General features: G+C 51.1%; 22 protein-coding genes and 14 tRNA genes. 5 read left to right on the top strand and 31 right to left on the bottom strand.

What is annotated here, in order from left to right; translation table 11 throughout:
* Positions 1-89 precede the first annotated feature (89 nt).
* The 7 genes from DQG13_RS19785 to DQG13_RS30870 form a co-directional block, all read right to left on the bottom strand.
* Positions 90-770 (bottom strand): P-loop NTPase family protein, encoded by a 681-nt coding sequence (locus tag DQG13_RS19785; RefSeq protein ID WP_309472249.1) that lies wholly within the window; start codon positions 768-770, stop codon positions 90-92.
* 176 nt (positions 771-946) lie between these two features.
* Positions 947-1,291 (bottom strand): hypothetical protein, encoded by a 345-nt coding sequence (locus DQG13_RS19780; protein ID WP_113021508.1) that lies wholly within the window; start codon positions 1,289-1,291, stop codon positions 947-949.
* Between the two features lie 415 nt (positions 1,292-1,706).
* On the bottom strand, positions 1,707-2,888 hold the full coding sequence (locus DQG13_RS19770) for a hypothetical protein (RefSeq protein WP_113021506.1): 1,182 nt from the start codon (positions 2,886-2,888) through the stop codon (positions 1,707-1,709).
* A complete protein-coding gene (locus DQG13_RS19765) occupies positions 2,875-3,975 on the bottom strand; it encodes a ParB N-terminal domain-containing protein (RefSeq protein ID WP_113021505.1) in 1,101 nt (366 codons plus the stop codon). Before DQG13_RS19765 ends, DQG13_RS19770 begins: the two co-directional genes overlap by 14 nt.
* Positions 3,976-4,012: 37 nt before the next feature.
* A complete protein-coding gene (locus tag DQG13_RS19760) occupies positions 4,013-4,243 on the bottom strand; it encodes a hypothetical protein (RefSeq protein WP_113021504.1) in 231 nt (76 codons plus the stop codon).
* 26 nt (positions 4,244-4,269) lie between these two features.
* Positions 4,270-4,467, bottom strand: coding sequence for a hypothetical protein (locus tag DQG13_RS19755; RefSeq protein WP_113021503.1), 198 nt, complete (start codon positions 4,465-4,467; stop codon positions 4,270-4,272).
* Between the two features lie 39 nt (positions 4,468-4,506).
* Positions 4,507-4,683 (bottom strand): hypothetical protein, encoded by a 177-nt coding sequence (locus tag DQG13_RS30870; protein ID WP_181592857.1) that lies wholly within the window; start codon positions 4,681-4,683, stop codon positions 4,507-4,509.
* A 406-nt stretch (positions 4,684-5,089) separates the two neighbouring features.
* Between DQG13_RS30870 and DQG13_RS19750 the strand changes: the two genes are divergently transcribed.
* Positions 5,090-5,305 (top strand): helix-turn-helix domain-containing protein, encoded by a 216-nt coding sequence (locus DQG13_RS19750; protein WP_258525774.1) that lies wholly within the window; start codon positions 5,090-5,092, stop codon positions 5,303-5,305.
* Positions 5,306-5,320: 15 nt separating this feature from the next.
* Positions 5,321-5,524: a DUF2614 family zinc ribbon-containing protein gene (locus DQG13_RS31910; RefSeq protein WP_113021502.1), complete on the top strand. Its 204-nt coding sequence runs from the start codon at positions 5,321-5,323 to the stop codon at positions 5,522-5,524.
* A gap of 16 nt (positions 5,525-5,540) precedes the next feature.
* On the opposite strand, the gene DQG13_RS19740 is transcribed toward DQG13_RS31910, so the two are convergent.
* The 9 genes from DQG13_RS19740 to DQG13_RS19700 all read right to left on the bottom strand — a co-directional run bounded on the left by DQG13_RS19740 (position 5,541) and on the right by DQG13_RS19700 (position 11,012).
* The gene (locus tag DQG13_RS19740; RefSeq protein WP_258525773.1) at positions 5,541-5,978 is read right to left on the bottom strand and encodes a hypothetical protein; all 438 of its coding nucleotides are present in this window, start codon (positions 5,976-5,978) and stop codon (positions 5,541-5,543) included.
* Positions 5,950-6,393, bottom strand: coding sequence for a hypothetical protein (locus DQG13_RS19735; RefSeq protein ID WP_113021501.1), 444 nt, complete (start codon positions 6,391-6,393; stop codon positions 5,950-5,952). The genes DQG13_RS19740 and DQG13_RS19735 overlap by 29 nt, the downstream gene beginning before the upstream one ends.
* Positions 6,394-6,594: 201 nt before the next feature.
* Positions 6,595-7,521: a DHH family phosphoesterase gene (locus DQG13_RS19730; protein ID WP_113021500.1), complete on the bottom strand. Its 927-nt coding sequence runs from the start codon at positions 7,519-7,521 to the stop codon at positions 6,595-6,597.
* Positions 7,521-7,925 (bottom strand): hypothetical protein, encoded by a 405-nt coding sequence (locus tag DQG13_RS19725; RefSeq protein WP_113021499.1) that lies wholly within the window; start codon positions 7,923-7,925, stop codon positions 7,521-7,523. Before DQG13_RS19725 ends, DQG13_RS19730 begins: the two co-directional genes overlap by 1 nt.
* Positions 7,925-8,317 (bottom strand): hypothetical protein, encoded by a 393-nt coding sequence (locus DQG13_RS19720; RefSeq protein ID WP_113021498.1) that lies wholly within the window; start codon positions 8,315-8,317, stop codon positions 7,925-7,927. The genes DQG13_RS19725 and DQG13_RS19720 overlap by 1 nt, the downstream gene beginning before the upstream one ends.
* 34 nt (positions 8,318-8,351) lie before the next feature.
* The gene (locus tag DQG13_RS19715) at positions 8,352-8,741 is read right to left on the bottom strand and encodes a hypothetical protein (protein WP_113021497.1); all 390 of its coding nucleotides are present in this window, start codon (positions 8,739-8,741) and stop codon (positions 8,352-8,354) included.
* Complete coding sequence (locus DQG13_RS19710) at positions 8,738-9,178, bottom strand: hypothetical protein (protein ID WP_113021496.1); 441 nt, start codon at positions 9,176-9,178, stop codon at positions 8,738-8,740. The genes DQG13_RS19715 and DQG13_RS19710 overlap by 4 nt, the downstream gene beginning before the upstream one ends.
* Before the next feature lie 1,146 nt (positions 9,179-10,324).
* On the bottom strand, positions 10,325-10,798 hold the full coding sequence (locus tag DQG13_RS19705) for a hypothetical protein (RefSeq protein ID WP_113021495.1): 474 nt from the start codon (positions 10,796-10,798) through the stop codon (positions 10,325-10,327).
* Positions 10,791-11,012, bottom strand: coding sequence for a helix-turn-helix domain-containing protein (locus DQG13_RS19700; RefSeq protein ID WP_113021494.1), 222 nt, complete (start codon positions 11,010-11,012; stop codon positions 10,791-10,793). The genes DQG13_RS19705 and DQG13_RS19700 overlap by 8 nt, the downstream gene beginning before the upstream one ends.
* A 409-nt stretch (positions 11,013-11,421) precedes the next feature.
* Between DQG13_RS19700 and DQG13_RS19695 the strand changes: the two genes are divergently transcribed.
* The 3 genes from DQG13_RS19695 to DQG13_RS19685 all read left to right on the top strand — a co-directional run bounded on the left by DQG13_RS19695 (position 11,422) and on the right by DQG13_RS19685 (position 12,954).
* Positions 11,422-11,808 (top strand): hypothetical protein, encoded by a 387-nt coding sequence (locus DQG13_RS19695; protein WP_113021493.1) that lies wholly within the window; start codon positions 11,422-11,424, stop codon positions 11,806-11,808.
* A 16-nt stretch (positions 11,809-11,824) separates the two neighbouring features.
* On the top strand, positions 11,825-12,292 hold the full coding sequence (locus tag DQG13_RS19690) for a hypothetical protein (RefSeq protein WP_113021492.1): 468 nt from the start codon (positions 11,825-11,827) through the stop codon (positions 12,290-12,292).
* A gap of 239 nt (positions 12,293-12,531) precedes the next feature.
* Entirely contained in the window at positions 12,532-12,954 is a 423-nt protein-coding gene (locus DQG13_RS19685; protein ID WP_113021491.1) for a YhjD family protein, read from the top strand.
* A 29-nt stretch (positions 12,955-12,983) separates the two neighbouring features.
* On the opposite strand, the gene DQG13_RS19680 is transcribed toward DQG13_RS19685, so the two are convergent.
* The 15 genes from DQG13_RS19680 to DQG13_RS19610 form a co-directional block, all read right to left on the bottom strand.
* Positions 12,984-13,943, bottom strand: coding sequence for a tyrosine-type recombinase/integrase (locus tag DQG13_RS19680; protein ID WP_113021490.1), 960 nt, complete (start codon positions 13,941-13,943; stop codon positions 12,984-12,986).
* A gap of 298 nt (positions 13,944-14,241) precedes the next feature.
* Positions 14,242-14,315: transfer RNA gene (locus DQG13_RS19675), tRNA-Arg, on the bottom strand.
* 10 nt (positions 14,316-14,325) lie between these two features.
* Positions 14,326-14,396 (bottom strand) — tRNA-Cys (locus DQG13_RS19670).
* A 6-nt stretch (positions 14,397-14,402) separates the two neighbouring features.
* A tRNA-Gly gene (locus DQG13_RS19665) sits at positions 14,403-14,477 on the bottom strand.
* A 7-nt stretch (positions 14,478-14,484) separates the two neighbouring features.
* Positions 14,485-14,556 (bottom strand) — tRNA-Gln (locus DQG13_RS19660).
* Between the two features lie 15 nt (positions 14,557-14,571).
* A tRNA-His gene (locus tag DQG13_RS19655) sits at positions 14,572-14,647 on the bottom strand.
* 18 nt (positions 14,648-14,665) lie between these two features.
* Positions 14,666-14,739: transfer RNA gene (locus DQG13_RS19650), tRNA-Trp, on the bottom strand.
* Between the two features lie 19 nt (positions 14,740-14,758).
* A tRNA-Tyr gene (locus DQG13_RS19645) sits at positions 14,759-14,842 on the bottom strand.
* Positions 14,843-14,848: 6 nt separating this feature from the next.
* Positions 14,849-14,924: transfer RNA gene (locus tag DQG13_RS19640), tRNA-Thr, on the bottom strand.
* An 8-nt stretch (positions 14,925-14,932) separates the two neighbouring features.
* A tRNA-Phe gene (locus tag DQG13_RS19635) sits at positions 14,933-15,008 on the bottom strand.
* 20 nt (positions 15,009-15,028) lie between these two features.
* Positions 15,029-15,105: transfer RNA gene (locus DQG13_RS19630), tRNA-Asp, on the bottom strand.
* Positions 15,106-15,111: 6 nt separating this feature from the next.
* Positions 15,112-15,185 (bottom strand) — tRNA-Met (locus tag DQG13_RS19625).
* Positions 15,186-15,193: 8 nt separating this feature from the next.
* A tRNA-Val gene (locus DQG13_RS19620) sits at positions 15,194-15,269 on the bottom strand.
* Between the two features lie 8 nt (positions 15,270-15,277).
* A tRNA-Glu gene (locus tag DQG13_RS19615) sits at positions 15,278-15,349 on the bottom strand.
* 13 nt (positions 15,350-15,362) lie between these two features.
* A tRNA-Ser gene (locus DQG13_RS19610) sits at positions 15,363-15,455 on the bottom strand.
* Positions 15,456-15,528 lie beyond the last annotated feature (73 nt).

Raw genomic sequence — 15,528 nt, 5'->3', positions numbered from 1 at the left:
TATCTATCTTAAGTCCTGACTGATATCCTGGGTATATACATTTTATTAAGTCTCCAGGAGATAGCTTTTCGGCTTCTCGCAGCATCAATTCAACGCATCCCCCTCCGCGATTGTCCGCTGAACTCGATCTCCGCCGTCATATCCCGTATCCGGTCCGCTAATCTAGCGTCAAAGACGCTTGATAACTCCGCCATCGGAACGTTACTCGTATATACCGTAGGTAGTCCGTTCGCCACGCGGTAATTGATAATTCCGTGTAAATCCGCTCGGAACGCTTCGGTTGCGGATCTTACGCCGATATCGTCAAGGACGGCGAAGGCTGACGTTTTTGCGCGCTCCTCCACCGCGTAATATTCGGCTGCGATCGGCTCTGCGGTTGCCTGCGGAACATTTGAACGGTTGAATCCGTTGTACAGCGTCTGCCAGGCGTTCACGTCGAGGAAGTACGCTGGCCGCTCAGCTGGCGTTAATCCTCTCCGCAGGCTTCCGACGTAATGGACGATGAGAAATTCCGCCAGTATTGCCGCTGCTGTCGTCGTCTTTCCCGTTCCAGGTTCTGCGGAGTATAGATATAGCGATTTGATACGCTGCCCCTCGCCACCTTCCGCAAACATCCGCGGAAATGTCGCAACGTATCGTTCGATTACGTTGTACGCGCGGTATAGTCTGGCGCAGCCCTCATTGTCTGGTCCGATTGCTTGCGCCTCCCGCGCCGGGCTTGTGGCTAGCGTAAGCATACGGTATTCGGCCGGAACATTCGCGCTACCCATGCGCCCGCCGACGCCTGAGATGCCGTGCATTCCGATGTATGAGGCGCACAACGGCGTACAATTAGCGGTGTTCGCTAACGTACATACTCCGGATAGTAAACACTTGCGACTGTGTTGCGTTGCTGACTCCGTCAATTAGCGTTCCCTCCTTTGCGCCATGTCGTCGTACTGCGAAGTTACGGGCAGGCTATCCTTACTAAAATAACCTTTTCCCACTCATAGCCGGAAACGATCTCCTTTGCCGTTTCTTCCGCTTCTTCATCCGTTATAGGCCCATCCAAATTGTCGTACACTTCTTCAATCAGACCTTCCTCGTCATCGGAACGGATATAAAGGCGCTCGCCCTTAGAAAAAACTTCATCCACCTGCGCTTCACCGAAGCATCCAACCCACGAACAATACCCTTCGTCAGCTACAATTTCAGAATCTACCATCGGCAATATTCTTAATTCAGGGTTTTCCGCGATCAGCCTGATAAGCTCCAAGACGTTTTCCTGTTGAATCTGCATTTCAGTTTTCATTTTTATCCATCCCTTCTATCGCACAGTTTGCGTCAACCTTGCGCAACGCCCCTCCGCTCCAGCATCCGCAGCCATATGCGCCTGACGCGGTCACTCTGCGCTAATGCCGCCAGGTCGCGAAGTAACTGCGCCGTGTTTCCGCTGTATTCCGATACATACCGCCTCATGTTAAGCCTCCTTTGCGGACAGCGAGTCATACAACGCCACTAACCTATCGGCTTGCTGACGCGTGTATCCGGCTAATGCGATCCACTCCGCATAACCTCCGATGTGATCAGCTGCACCCGTCCGCTTAATGTACGCCAATTGACGGCCGAGTGATATTGCGTGTGATAACGTGGTAAGTTTGCGTCTATTTGACGGAATGATTGCGTTTGTGTTACGATGTAAAGCGTCCATATTCGTATACCTCCGTTTATATTACGATGCTACTCCGGCCCAATCCGCGAGCAACGTTGATCCCCCGATCAAGATTTCCGGTCCTGGCGAGATAGTCAACGGTATTTATCTGCTCGAAACCGTTGTCGCGCGACATCTGCGCCGCCTTTTGGCGGATGTTTACGCGGTGTACCGTCATATACCGCTCCTCAAACTGCCGGATAGCGCTGCTGTACGGAATATCCTCGGCCCTAGCGTATACCGAGATTATCCGGCGCAACTCCTTCTCGTCGGCCGACTGTGTGCGACCAGATCCAGCGCGTGATTCCGACAACTTAGCCACCCTTAGCCCATTATCCGGCGCGATTATCCGAGCAGGTTCGGAATCGCCTTTCATACGTCCCAAGAACGTCTCCATGGCCGAAAGAATAGAATCGCGATTTCCGAACGAAGAGAACTCCTGAGCGTCGGATACAACATCCTTTACCACTCCGAACATCGAAAGGTCTCCCTTCCCATTCCTCCTTACGTGCTCGTTATATATGTCCATAACTTTTGTGTTAGTTGGGTTGAACCACGGATTAAGCGCATAAGATTCTCGTATGAAGTTCCCCAACCCACCGGAAACCCAAGCTTGATAAACTTCCTTTTGCTTTGTCTTATCAATCCCGGACTCGGCCAGAAATTTGTTAAGCTGGTGTCCTTGCGGTCTCGATGTAATGTACTGCACAAGTGCGAACGAGGAAACCATTACCTCCGAATCAGACATGCCGATACCGGCAATAAGCATTTGATAAAATTTGTTCTTAAGCTGCTGCTCGCTGATAGAATCGTTAAGCCTCGTCTCCCACGAAGGGCCAAGTAGGCGTTTTAAGGCCTCTGGTAACTTGGGTTGGTGGACTAATTTCTCATGAACAACTTCAATCATGCTGTCAAATGTCTGGAGATTAACTTCGTGAAGCTTTCCTTTCGTTATAGCGCTGCCGTGAAGCCTTACTGCTGGTGAACTACAAGATGCAGGTATAAACACTTGTTTGCGATCACCTAAGTTAACACCAGCCTTGGTAAATCCAAAAGCAGGGAAAGGAGATTCCCTAAGGATGTCTAGTCCTGTTGTTCTTAGTTGCGCAGGAAGCATGGGGTCTGTCTTTTTACCAGAAAGAACTTGAAATTTATCAAACAAACGATCCCCGTCTCTATTAGTTCTAATTGAAGTCACGGCCAAGCACCTCCAGAATTTTATAAATAGAATCTTGGTCTATTGTAAGAAGAACACGCAATCCAATTTCTGTTAATAGTTGTACTTGTTCAACGTACAACTCCTTGGCGCGCTCATCCTTTGCGCTGGAATATGCTCCGAACGACCCGCTGTACTTTCCGAGGAATGGGCGCAAGTTGCAGTGGATGTAGTATAGCAGCCGATTGTCAGCGCTCATATCGTTTTCGGTATACATCGGAGCCTCTGCGGCTGTCCGCGCCATATACTCGACCATTTCGTATACTTTCTGAATATGCGCGTCTTGCTCCGCCTTTTTAATCGCTGCTGCGTCTTCCGGTTCTATCTCGGAGTCCCACCAGACTGGTTCGCCACAATCTTCGGACTCATCCGCTTGCTCTTCCGGCTCAGGTTCGGACGGTTCCGTACTCACTCGTGCAGCTAGTACCGCCTTCTCTTCTGCGCGTTTTAGCGTATTTGCTGCGGTAATATGTGATGATACTCCGATTGCTTTCGCTATTTCCCGGAGAGTAGCGCCCTCCTCGCGCATACGGACTGCGGTTTGTTCGCGCTCGGTTAGCGTTTCAGCGGATGCTGCGGATGCTGGCCGGAGCTTTCCATCTGCGGATTCGATTTGGTCAACTGTTGATTTTCCACCAGTTGAACACGCCACATCGGCTTCTTTTAACCATTCCACTACCGTAGTGTGGTGCTTACCGAGCCAGTTACCTATGAGTCGGTAGCTTTTTCCTTGATCCCGCAACCTCTTCGCAACGGGTTTTAAGTCCTTCGGCGTTAAACTCCGGCTCAGCGTATTCCGCCAATACGCTTGCCCTTCTTTCTCTTCTTCCGTTAACCCGCGGATGACTTCAACGGGAATTTCCGTTAATCCGCAATCAATTGCCGCGCGGTAACGATGGTGTCCGTCAATGATGACGTAATCCTCATCCACAATAATCCGCTGTGCGATTCCGTTGTTACGGATACTCTCGCGGAACTGTTCATACGTTTCCTTGCTCATGCTGCCCCATACTTGATAGCGGCCGACCGTTACTTTATCGAGGCTGATTACGACTGTCTCCTCGTTCACCTCCGCTCACTCCTCTCGTTCTCATACGTTTATATTATCACGAACACCCGTTCTTGTCCCGGTCATCTTCCGGCCACACGCCGGTATCCTGAAACCGAACAACAGCGTCATAAGCCACTTGCGTCTCCTCCAGCTCCTTGCGCGTCTCTTCCGTAACCCGAGCGGAAGCATCATCGGACTCCTCTGACCAGAAGCGCAGGCGTTCGGCCAACGTATCTATGCGGATTCTTAACGCAAAGCGGATCGTCATAAGCGTTTCGTTGCGCAAGTGTAGCGCCTCCTTCCTTTGTTTATTTAGCGCCAGTTGCCGCGCTCACTCGGAAACACCGTCCAGTCTCCGAGAGAAGTTTCCGCAACTACATGCCAGATTGCGCCTGTTTTTGCTTCGAGTTTATCGCGCGCGTCAAACGCCTTATCAACATCGGTAAACTTCTTCGCGCTTACTTCTAACGTATCCGACCGCGTGAGGTGGAATCGAATCTTCCTCGCCACACTAGCGCCTCCTTTCGGAAGGGGAACGGAGTCCCCGTTTTAATATGGTTCGCGGATATATCCTTCGTAAATTAACACGACGTATCCGCCGGACCAGTTTACGAACTTTACACGCACAAAACCGTCCAGCACCTCAACAACTTCGCCTACTTCGCCGTGCATCGGGGTGTCCCCGTGAATTCTTACTCTTTCGCCCTTCATCAGGTTCTTTTTCATGATCGCGTTCCTCCTTCGCATTTCTGCGTCATCTTTTCGTTTCCTTTCCGCCACTCTTGCGCAAGGAAAACGAATAACCTCGCGCTAAAGTGTATCGCGCAGTTAGGGGAGCGCGATAACCGGTAGCACAGCGTAAGGGGTACGCTGATACTGCGGCTCTTTTGCGGAGGTTTTGGTGCGAAGTTGACGCGTAGGGGAGCGCCAGTTGTGCGGAGTATGTTTTGCGTAGTGGATACGCTGGGTGAGGCGAGTGTTGCGGAGTTTATCGTGTCTTGCGTTTGTTTTCGTGTTGCTTACATTTCCCATAATAATCCTGAACTAATGAGTTGTCAATAGTTTTTTCGAGAACTTAGCAATTGTTCATTTGCTCTCATGCTGGTAAAATTATCTTGAGGTGAATACATACGTGAAGAAGCTCCGGCCAAGCTATAAGCCATTGAAAGTTATGATGATTAATAAAGATATCAGCGCCTCCACGCTCCGGAGTGAAACCGGAATCGCCCCATCAACGTATACGAAGATTAACAAGGACGAATGGGTTGCGCTGGATGTAATCGCGAAGATATGCGCATTCCTTGACTGCCGGATTGAGAACGTAGTCGAATTCGTCGAAGAAAAATAACGGAGGTATCCGCAAATGATCGTATTCGGCGTAATCGTCGGTCTCGGCGCTTTTATCATCTTCGCAGTTGTCCGCCAGGCATCGCGCGACATCCGCTCGGAATCCGTAAGCTGCCCGGTCTGCGGTAAGCAATTCCGCTTAATGGGCGGTAGCAGCGTATGTCCGAAGTGTAAGTCGCGCCTCACTAAGACCGCAGACGGACGCTATATCACGCATTGATCCGCAACACCCTACGCTACAGCCACGCTTCCAACTCCGTCACACTCGGACCCTCACGCACGACCTCCGCTCTACGCTCCTCCCTCGCTCTCTCCGCAACCAACCGCGGAATAATCGTATTCACCCGGTAACTCAGCGCAAATCCCGCCGTCAGCACCGGATATTCCCGCGTAGGCTTATAGTCGCGGAAACACTCCTCGCAAGCCTGGCGCAGAATCTCCGGCCCGTATGCGTCCAACATCCGTTTAATCTGCGCTTGTTCAAAACGCCAATTCCGCAGCGGAACGTATTCGACTCCGTATAACTCCGCATTCTTCTCCGTAAAGTAAACGGTGAACGTCAACGTATTCCACTCGGATACCGGAAGCGTACGCCAGTCCTTTCGTTGCTCATTCGTAATCCGTTTAATCTGCGTTTCCTCTGCGTCAGATTTCGTAGTCTTGCGTTTCACCACCGCCATACGCCTCCTTAAACGCGCTGAAATTGTAATCGTACGGAATCTGTACGCCATTACGCAGGCACTCGCGCAGGAAATACGTATACGCACGCTGCTTACCGAGCTGGCGGAGTAGTTCCGATTGGAATGCGGACAAGTACGCTATTTCTGCGCGTAAATGATCCGCCAAGTCCTCCGCCTCAATTGCCCGCTGGATTGCGTGAGGCCAACCGGTACGGGCTTCCGCGATAAACTGCGCGTCAATAACGGAACTCGCGTATCCGATACTGTCCGTATAGCCGCTTCCTGGCGGGTCTTCTACGGTAATATCCGTATCGTGCATCACGAACCAATTACCCGGCGTAGCAACTTCGCAAATCCTCATATCCTCCGCTAGGTTGCGCTTGGTTGCCGTGGGCTGCTTATTTGCCATTATCGTAACCTCCCCGTTAAAATTCCGCAAAGTTCAAATTCCGCGATTTACCGTTTACGCCGCCACTGAACGCTCCGTAATATGCCGCAACGATATTCACGCATTTAACTGTGCAATAATTTACTTACGCTCCGCCAGCCTGCCGCTGTATTTCCGCACCTCCGTTATTCTCGCTCATGCTCGCTATCGCGCAGTTTCTCGCTACCTCCCGAATATTACGCTGACAATCTGCGCACGCATGTCGCCCGTAACAGGCGATCCGGCTGCGTTCTTATGCCCGCCACCACCGAACGTCTGCGCAAACTGTCCGCAGTCCATCCGGTCAATCCCACGCCAGCTAACGGATAGTGACGGATTAACCATCGCCACACAATCGATATCCGTCCGCTCCTCTACGATTCGGTTACCGAGTTCGCTGACGTACTGTTCCGCAAATACGACGCCAACCTTCCGTCCGGCGATTTCGCGTACGGATACTTCGCGGAGCTTGCGCTTCATGTACGCTTCCCGGCGTCCGGATTCGATATCGAGGAGCAGGCGCTCGGATTCCGTGAAATCGACGGATGGATTCGCCATAAACCGGTCGATAAAGCGGTCACGTCCGATGAGGTAGAAAAGATCGTTCAGCTCCTTCGCGTGGATATCACCGTAGGTTGTTTTCCACTCCCAGGTATCGTAGCGGCGAACCTTTTCCACGAACGGAGATAATTGCGGTCTCTCACAGATTCCAGCAAATCCGTAACAACAAACGAAACGGTAAAACGCGTAAGTCCCGCTGGACAACTCTTTGCTGAACGTGTTTATGTGTTCTTGAACAAACGCCCAACTATACTTCCGGTCAAGCCATTTTTCAGTCGCGTGGTGGTCGAATAGGCGCACGCACTCCTCTTCGGCGTCCAGCGCATCCAACCGCTCGGCCACCGCCTCGTTGACGGAGATGTCCGTTATAAACACGTCGCTATAATCCGCCACCTTACCGGAATCCAGGAATGATGAAATCCGCTCATTGACGTTGTTGTAATCGCAGTATTCTACGTCAACGTTTTCGCGGCCGAATGCGTAAAACGCTACGATTGCGCAGCCGATTCCGTCCAAATCCGTATGCGTAAACAGTTTAACCTTCGCCATTACAACGCCACCTCTTCGCTATTTTCTGGTATAAACGCCGCATCAACCATCGCAGCAATCCGGTCAATCTCCGCTTTAATCTGGCGTAGCATGTCCGCCAAGTCCTGCGGTCCGTCTGCGGAGCCGTTCGCAATCACAGAGCGGATGACTGCGCTGTTGATTGCGGCTGTTAATCCGCTAGGATTCACCGGATAATAACCGTCATCGCGCCAGGATTCGTATGGTTCCGTCTTAATCGTCGGGTCGGCCGCGTACCTTAACGCAAATCCTGGCGCAGACTTCGGGTCAACGATAACCCGGCGTTGGAGGACGAGATTGCGGATATTAGCGGAGTTTTCGGTATCCGTGGTCAGGCGGAAGTCTTGCGTTAAGGGAACAGTAAATTTCGTTGTGGATGCGGACATTATTCGGACACCTCCATAAGTTGCGGTAAATTTTCGTACCCTGCTTCAGATAACACGTTAATAGCGCAGTAGATACCGCGGGCGAAGCCTTCTGCGTGAGACTGTAGGTGCGCACCAAGGCACTCGTCTAAGCGCTGTCTCAATCGGTACTCCGCTAGCCTCTTCCGCTCGGCTGCGATTTCCTCCGGAGTGCGCTCGATTTCGTAACCAACCGATAGCGCCCGAAGTAGCGTTGCTGTCGGAATACTGCGCAAAGCTGGCGTATGCTCCTCATTATAGTTATCTCCGCCGTACAACCAGTCGAGCGTGGTTTGAACGTCATCCGCCGCCTTAACTGCCTCCGCAACCTCACGCGGAATCACCGGTAACTCAACTTCGATTTTCTTCGTCATAATAACGTCACCCTTTCGTAGTTTATTCGTATTCTTACGGACACAGTTTCGCGATGAGAGCCGCGAGGCATATCGCTTCAGCCGGACTGCTTGCGACTCCCTGCGCCGTAACCTCGAATGGATCTTCGCCACACTCCGGACACTCCTCCACGGAATATCCGAATGAGGCTACGAATTTATCCGGAAGCAAACGGAACAGAATAAACTCGCCGGGGATTCCGGAAGCAGCCGCCCAAGCTGCGTAAATATCCGTTGTGTAACTGTCCAATTCGATTCCGATGCCGCCATGTCCGATTTCGTACACAGATCCGCCTATTCTGCGCTCACGTCCGATCTTTTTTCCGAAAACAACCTCCGCTACCCATGCGTCACGTTCCCGCGGCTTCAGCGTACTCCACTTCGCTATTACGACTTCGCGTTTCATAACGACACCTCCCGGAACTTCTCGTTAAATTCCGCAACTTTTACGCCAATAACCCGGTTAACCTCCGCCTCTTTCTTACGCTGGGCTTCCGCTTTATCCATGTCGTAGCGCCTAATCTCCGCTTCCAGATCGCGCAGATACTTTAAAATCGGAAGTACCCACGTCCCCTTACGCAGCCATCCGTATGTCTCCGTCCATCCGCGATGCCCGCCGGTAACTCCGTAAACCTCGAAAAGCGAGTCGTCATCGCCGATGAGATAAATGAAGAACGTCTCTCCGCGGGCATGTTCCGCAACTACGAATAAAACGTTGTCTTTCCGGTAACACTCCGCGCCTCCTCCGTGTTTGGCGTACCCTAGCGCTGTCTTCGCCAGGCCACCGAGTCCTCGCGAATAAGCCCGCTTGATTAGCCAGTAGTATTTTGTTGCTCCTTCCATGCTCTTCCGCCTCCTTTGTTTAGCCGTGTCGGCCTCATACCGGAGTATTATCCGCAGGCATCCGGTTTCGCGCACGTCAGGGCCATGTTTTCGCAATTTGGCGGAACTATTTTACGCAGGAATCCGAAAAAGCACGATATGTCAGTACGTAGTCAGCCGGATTTAACTTGACGGTAACTCGCGCAGACGTCCGCAATATGCCAATAGTGCAAACGAAATCAATCGGAATCCCAGCGTTTAACTTGCTGGTAACTTGCGGACACGACAGCATATCCTCCGCAATCTATCCGCAGGGACGCAAAAAGTCCCACGTAGAGATTACGTAGGATTTGCGGAAAATGAGGCGCGTGGATATCGGACCCTTACGAATACCCTAGCGGATGGCTAGCGCAGCTAATTTCGTGGGATTTACGCGGTAAAACGTTGTGACGGCGGAATGGGATCGGGTGAGGCTGCGGATTTGAGGCGTAGGATGATTGCGGGGTGGTAGCGATGGGATAACGGATAGACTGCGCAGTATTAACGTTCACACATCCGTAATAATTAACGGATAATAACGCTTGATATTCCGGAGTAATTGCGCTATAATAAAATCTTTTAATTATTAAAGATCTTAAGATCTATAAATTTATAATATTTAATCACTACGTTCTAAATATTATAAATTACGGCCTCGAACGTAAAACCGTGTTCGATTCCGTGACGAATAAGCTTTATAAATAACGGATTTATAGCGGATTATTACGGCATATAACCCCTATGGGGAACGTTAGGGCTTTAAAACATAAAAGATAAAACCTAGTGGTCCGGCCCGCCGCCGCCGCCGTCTTCCCCCGTCCTTGTTCGTAATTTTTACGTATATCATACGCAACTCCGCCTCCTCTCCGCACGCCTGCGTATAGTCCCCCGGATGCTTCCGTTGTTTTAGCGTGAAATTTGCGGCGAATTAGCGATTGCAGATGCGCGAGGGTAGGAATATGCCTCCCGGATATTTGCGTGGCTAATTTAACGGTAATTTTACGTGAAAACAACGTGGGGTTGTTTGCGTAAGGCCGAGATAGTTGTCCGGGAGGATGGTTGAGTAAGCTACGCTCTAAGGCGGGTGATTGCGTCCGATATTATACCAATAGTGCAAATCGGGACCGATTACGTCCCGCTCACATATTCCGGAATCTTTTCGCACGCATCCGAAATAGCTCGCCTAAGTGCGTTATTATACGTAACTAGGCGTTCCCGCAATTGGTCCGCGGACAGCGTATCATAGTCGTCGTGTATAACGGACTGCTCCGCTCTATAAGATAGCGTGTCACAATCGTCCTTTGCGTCCAATACTAGGGCTAGAGCGTCTATTACGCCGACTGCGTCATCAGGCGGTAGCTTTGCGTACAGCGCTTTAATAACGTTTGGGCAGGCGGCGAAGTGCTTGCGCATTACCTCTTTCAATCCGCCAAGCGCACGGCATAGCACATCGTAATCGCCTCTGCGCATAGAGGCGACGATTTTGCGACTGATCACCGTACTCTCCGTCTGGAATCCCGCAAGCCACTCGTCTAAAACGCTGGATATGCGGTCTTTGTTACGGTACTTGCGCATGGCCTGCATAATAGACAGTCTACCCATGTTGCGCCCCCTTGCGCTCAATGATTACACTATAGCCGAGCATATCTGCAATCTTTATCAAGTCCGCTACGCGCAGAGTGCCGCGGTTGATCGTTGTACGCAGCGTACTATCGGCGATATTAAGGCCGCGCGCCAGGTCCGCAACGTTACCGTACTGCGTCTCTGCAAGCATGACGTCCACTGCGGCCTTTATTGTAGTTTTATTGATAAGCATGTATTACCACCTCTCACTGTGCTGTCCTGCGCATAATACAGCATAGCACACCAGCCGCGCTATTGTAAATATTCTTGCGAAAATAACTCGCATACCGCCTAAAACACGCATTATTAGTTATATACCTACGTCAATTAGTAGAGTACCAGACTAACACAGCCTTGACGCATCCACGACAATCCGCTATAATTCAAATTAAGTAGCCGCTTGCCCTCGCGGGCGTGCGTGGATTGAAATAACGTAGTTTGCTTAATGTAGAAGCCGGGAGATATTTTCCCGGTTTTTCTATTTATATCTGTTCCCTCGTTATCTCGCTGTCTATTCAATATATTCGCGAAATGTGTGTTGACTTAACGCAATACGCGTGATATTATATAGACATAAGGTTAACGCAGAGGAGCGGATGAGGATGAAAAGAAGCGTAATGGTTCGTGCTTGGGAGATCGCGAAAGCAGCGGCGGTAAAATTTGGCGGCAAGACTCGCGAATACTTCGCGGAATCATTGCGTAAAGCCTGGGCGGAAACAAAGAGCGCGACGATAACGCTTTCTGGTACTAAAGTCGTGGTGATTGCGGATGAGGTAACGCACAAAATAACCTCCATTATGGCAATTGTTGACGGTCGAATTGCGCAAACTTACGGACCCTGCGAGACGAAAGTAGCGTACATGGATGCGTATCGCTCCGCAGTCAATACCCACGTCGGATACGGTAATATGGCCGAAATGTATATCCGCAGAGCTTCCGGCATTCTTACGTTTGATAGCGTCCAGGAAATAACAAAGAGGGCAAAATAACAAGGGGGTTGTTACGATGAATGTACAAGAAATGATCGCGCTTGCTTACGAGGTAACGCACATCGAGGGAAACGGACGTATCTGGATGAAAGAGAACTACTCCTCAAATTATCCTCAATTTACGCAGGAGTTCCGTTTGGACGTCCGCCCCGCTAGTAACCGTCTCCCAAAGAAGACGCCAGATGGCGGAACAATCGTAGACTCTCCGATAGGATATCGCGAACTAACCGTATGGGTAAACTTCGGGGATAAGCCGGAATGGTCCGGACCGGAATTGCGCTGGCTGTACATGGACCGGTCTCAGCGCTGGGATGGCGAGCAAGTTTCCGGAGGAGTGGCGGAGGTTGATCGGTTGCGTGAAATATCCGCTATGCTGGCGGAAGAGATGCGCAGGATTGAGCGTGTACAATCCGATTATTGGAGCGAGCACCGGACGTTTGACGGAATGGTCATCGACGGGTATGCGGTAGTAGGCGGAAAATAGCCAGCGGATACATAGCGTCAGCTTGCGGAGTAATCCGTTTGGCTGGCGCTTTTGTTTGCGCATAAGACGCAAAAAAGGAAAAACGAAAAGAGCCGCGGACGTGCTTCGTCACTGGCTCTATTTGTATATTAGCGCAGGATTGCGAAACTGTCAATCTCCACCGCAAGGTTGCGGAAATGAAAACGCACGTTTATAATACGAATATACGTTCCCATATGAGATTACGGAGGATGGCGGAAATGACAACGGAGATTAGCGTAAATAGCGAGGAGAACAGCGCGCTCGTCCACGAATTTGTTATAACGGACAATCTGCGTAAGGTAGTGACGCGGAGTCTCGATGAGATTAGCGCATCTAAGACGTTATTACAGCGTCTATACGCGGCCGCAACGTACGTTATACTATCCGAAGTATGTGCGGATATCTACGCTCTACGCCGCGAGATGAGCCGCAGGAAGCTGCGAATTGTCAGCGAGGAGGCTGCGCAAGGTACGTTGATCGTGCGCTATACAGTGCGGAATAGCGCGGGTATAGACGAGGAGAAAACGGAGTTACAGCGCGAGGAGTTACGCCGGGAGATTGGATTGCGGTTGGCTAGGCGGATGAAGGCGATGGAGATGCGGGTAAGTAAAGCGGAAAAAGAAAACGCCACCCAACCGTGATAGACCGGAAGAGTGGCGCAGGGGTTACGTTACAGCTTTTCAAGCGGACTGAATTTGCGGTGCTTATCGCGCACTTCTGACGAGAAGAGATTTACGTACGTCCGAACCTGTTCCAACGTGGCATGACCGAGTACGGCCTGAAGCGCAAAGACGTCCGCGCCGTTCTGAACGCTCATTTTGGCGAAGGTGTGTCGGAAGGTGTGTGGAGAGCAGCGGACGCCCTGTATGCCGCCTCTAGCGCCGTAGAATTGAATCTGCTCCTGCACCTGTCGCCGCGTAATCGGAGTATTATCAATTGTTACGAATAGCGTATCGTGCCCCAAATTTCCGCGAAGACTCAGGTACTTTCCGAGTTGCTGACGCATTGTCGACTGAAAGGGGACAAAGCGATCCTTTCCATTTTTTCCTTCGATTAAAATTACACCGTTCCGCCACTCGATGTCCCCGGTTTTGATGTCCGCCAGCTCACGTAGTCGCACACCGGTTTCAAGCATGAGCATCATAATTGTTTTGTCACGTACGCCTACGAAGGTTTTCTCATCCGGCTGTGCAAGTAAGATGTGTACCTGCGCTGTCGTAAACGTTGGTACAGCTTTCTTCCTCTGCCGAATCAGGTTCATTTCACGCATCGGACTTACGCGCAAGTAGCCTTCTCTTACGAGAAAGTTGAACATTGCCCGCGAGGCCCGCAGCACGCAGTTTATAGACGTTTCCTTCAGTCCCTTATCCATCATGTAGAGGATAACGTTCTCTTTCATCGTACGTTCCGTGATTTCGGCCGGGTCCGTTTTCACTCGCTGTTCTTCAAGCATCCGTTTCAGCTTCCGTAATTCCTGCCGGTAAAATCCGATTGTATGTTCGCTGATATTCCGGATTCTTCCGTCCCGCAAAAACAAATCGACCGCGCTGTCTAAATCGTCCGCCACGTATACCGGTTTGTGCTGCGGTAATAAATCCTCCTGCGTTAACGCATTTTTACGCCGAGCCATCGTATGCCCTCCGCTAGTTTATTCGCCGCGAATAACACATTCTCCGTTAGCGGAGAACGGTAACAACGATTGCAGTCGTGCGCGTTTCGTGAGTACAACGTACATTTCCGGTTCATACGATTATAAACGAAAATAAGCCGGATGTATGCGCTGAAATCAGCGTACAATCGGCGTAAACAACCGGAATCNCTGAAATCAGCGTACAATCGGCGTAAACAACCGGAATCCGTAGCGAAATAGAGGCGAGTGATTTTGAGTCGCGCGCGTCTGCCATTCCGCCACACCGGCTTATCGAAAACGTTCCCTAAGAGATTCGAACTCCTGGCCTTTTGATTCGTAGTCAAACGCTCTATCCAGCTGAGCTAAGGGAACAAATAAAAAAAGGCGCCACCCAGATTCGAACTGGGGGTAAAGCTTTTGCAGAGCTCTGCCTTACCTCTTGGCTATGGCGCCACATTATGGAGCGGACGAAGGGATTCGAACCCTCGACCCTCGCCTTGGCAAGGCGATGCTCTACCACTGAGCCACGTCCGCATATATACTGGGGATCTAGGATTCGAACCTAGGAATGACGGAGTCAAAGTCCGTTGCCTTACCGCTTGGCTAATCCCCAATAAAAAATAATTAGTGGGGCGATCGAAGGGAATTGAACCCTCGAGTGTCGGATCCACAATCCGATGCGTTAACCATTTCGCCACGATCGCCATGTTACTAGCAAGTAATGGCAGGGGCAGCAGGAGTTGAACCCACACTAACGGTTTTGGAGACCGCTGTTCTACCATTAAACTATGCCCCTATGTAAATGTCAAGAAAAGTGGTGGAGGGCGATGGATTTGAACCACCGAACCCGAAGGAAGAGATTTACAGTCTCCCGCGTTTGGCCACTTCGCTAGCCCTCCACGTGATGGTGCCGGCTAGAGGACTTGAACCCCCAACCTACTGATTACAAGTCAGTTGCTCTACCAATTGAGCTAAACCGGCATACAAGATGGTGGCTTGGGACGGAATCGAACCGCCGACACGAGGATTTTCAGTCCTCTGCTCTACCGACTGAGCTACCAAGCCTTATACGATTGTCAAGAAAATGGCGGAGCCGACGAGATTCGAACTCGCGATCTCCTGCGTGACAGGCAGGCATGTTAGGCCTCTACACCACGGCTCCGCGGTATTGCGGGGGCAGGATTTGAACCTGCGGCCTTCGGGTTATGAGCCCGACGAGCTACCGGGCTGCTCCACCCCGCGTCGTAATATGGTGGGCGCTGAGGGGATCGAACCCCCGACCCTCTGCTTGTAAGGCAGATGCTCTCCCGGCTGAGCTAAGCGCCCGCGAAACATGACCCGTAGGGGACTCGAACCCCTGTTACCTCCGTGAAAGGGAGGTGTCTTAACCACTTGACCAACGGGCCACTGTAAAGATAGTGGCGGAGAGAGAGGGATTCGAACCCTCGAGACGCTTGTGACGCCTACACGATTTCCAATCGTGCTCCTTCGACCAAACTCGGACACCTCTCCATATGGCTCCCCGAGCAGGACTCGAACCTGCGACAACTCGATTAACAGTCGAGTGCTCTACCGACTGAGCTAT

It is taken from the genome of Paenibacillus sp. YN15, assembly GCF_003285005.1.
Classification (GTDB): domain Bacteria; phylum Bacillota; class Bacilli; order Paenibacillales; family NBRC-103111; genus Paenibacillus_AR.
This window is presented reverse-complemented; position numbering and strand designations above follow the sequence as displayed.